Origin of the sequence: Mesorhizobium sp. M5C.F.Ca.IN.020.29.1.1, assembly GCF_003997375.1 — a bacterium.
GTDB lineage: Bacteria > Pseudomonadota > Alphaproteobacteria > Rhizobiales > Rhizobiaceae > Mesorhizobium > Mesorhizobium wenxiniae.
Genome location: NZ_RZSW01000866.1, coordinates 1 through 1,799, shown reverse-complemented (window position 1 = coordinate 1,799; position 1,799 = coordinate 1). Strand labels below are relative to the sequence as shown.

Sequence of the window (1,799 nt, the reverse complement as noted above, 5' to 3'; positions counted from 1 at the left end):
TTGCCATGATGGTCAATTCACCAGGCGGCGTGTCACTGGTCGAACGGATGATGAAGGGCGGCCGGCAGGACACAGTTAATCCAGGCGGCCTTGGCAGCGACAATGCCAACCAACGCGCCGAGTACGAAAAGCGTCTGCAGGATCCGCGCAATCGCGAAGATCCTGCTTTCGCGGCCGAGACCCGCGAAATGTCCAAGCGCGTCTTCGCGCGCCGATAAGTCTACACCCAGCCGGGCGGCTTTATGCTTTCGCACGACCGAACAGCAAAACCCGCCCGGCGACGGCACTTGGCCAAACACCTTTTCGTTTGAGCAAAACCTGTCCGCCTCGACGGCACTTGGCTCCGGTTCGACCCCTCAAAATCGAACGGAGTTTTCAAAATGATCCCCGGCAATCCTTACGCACCGGACTGGTACACCCCGGAATATCAGACGCAGGTTCGCCTCAAATATCAGGCGCGCGGCTACGAACTGAAGGGCTGCGTCGTGCCGCCCATGAAGATCGAAGGCGACGTCATGTACTTCCCCTTCATGAGCGAGCTCGCCGCCTACAAGGTGACGCGCAACGACACCTCCAACGCCGACAACGCCGAATTCTCTCTCGTCCCGCAGCTCTGGGATCACTACGAGGTGCAGTTCGCCGTCAACCAGGTCGACCTCGACAAGACCACGATCGCCATGGTCGAGGGTTATGCCGGCGCCACGGCGCGGGCGCTCGGCCGCAAGCATACCCGCGTCATCTTCTCGGCACTCGAGAGCCTCGTGCTGCCGGCGGCGCAGATCAAGGGCGACTATACCACCGGCTTCACGCTCGACGCCGCCGCCACCATGATCTCCGATCTGTACGACCGGGTCGAGGACGACAGCGAAATGGCTGTGTGCCCGCTGCCGCACACGGCATTTTCGCAGCTGATGACCTTCAAGGAGTTCGCCAGCCGCGACTATGTCGGCGACGATCTGCCGTTCATCAAGCGGGCCAACATGAAGGTCTGGCGCAACTGCCTGTTCTTCGCGCTGCCGAAGCGCAAGGGCAAGATCGACCCGTACTTCCAGATCACCGGCGTCAACCTCGATTTCCACATGTGGATCCCGAGCGCGGTCGGCTCCGGTGGCCTCGGCGACCAGGTGCGCAGCTACGTCACCTGGGACAACAAGCGCCAGGGCGGCGGCTGGGACCACAAGAACATCATCGGCATCGGCGCCAAGGTGCTGCAGGAGAGCGCAATCGAACGCTTCAAGTTCAAGGAAGACAGCATCATCGACTTCACCTGATGACGCGCACCCGCCGGCGCACACCGCCGGCGGGCTTCACCCTGAATTTTCACGCACCGCATCAGCGGAGCAGATCAAAGGACAATCACAATGGCACTTGCCGCTTATCAGCTGCGCGTCGCCGGCCCCATGGCCTCATCGAGCAAGGCCGGCATCATTCCGGTTCAGGCTTACCTCGTCACCACGGAAGCGCCGGCGGCCGTCGAAGCCGCCGGCTATTTCAACAGCGCCGCCGCCCGCCTGCCCAAGGGCTCCATCGTCAGCGCCGTCATGTCTCATGGCGGCACGCCCGTGCTGAAGAACTACGTCGTGACCGTCAACACCGGCGCAGCCGTGACCGTCGCCATCCAGACTGTGGCCGCGGGCTAACGAGCTGGGGGATCGCCGGGCATGACTGCGTTTCCAGCCACCAGGGTCGGCAGCATCAATCGGGCGCTGGTGCGCGCCGGCTGCCTGACCTTGAGCGGTTCGGAAACGCAGCATCCATCCGGCCCGGCGATCCTCCTCCTTTACGACCTGGTGCTGACC

The 1,799-nt window shown here is 62.8% G+C and carries 3 protein-coding genes; all 3 read left to right on the top strand.

Annotated features, from left to right (window positions below):
- Nucleotides 1-218 (top strand): hypothetical protein (locus EOA85_RS38385; RefSeq protein WP_206523456.1); only part of this gene is annotated, 218 nt, incomplete at its 5' end.
- Nucleotides 219-380: 162 nt separating this feature from the next.
- Nucleotides 381-1,271: a phage capsid protein gene (locus EOA85_RS34430; RefSeq protein ID WP_127212653.1), complete on the top strand. Its 891-nt coding sequence runs from the start codon at nt 381-383 to the stop codon at nt 1,269-1,271.
- A gap of 90 nt (nt 1,272-1,361) precedes the next feature.
- Nucleotides 1,362-1,640 (top strand): hypothetical protein, encoded by a 279-nt coding sequence (locus EOA85_RS34425; protein WP_127212652.1) that lies wholly within the window; start codon nt 1,362-1,364, stop codon nt 1,638-1,640.
- Nucleotides 1,641-1,799: the final 159 nt, after the last annotated feature.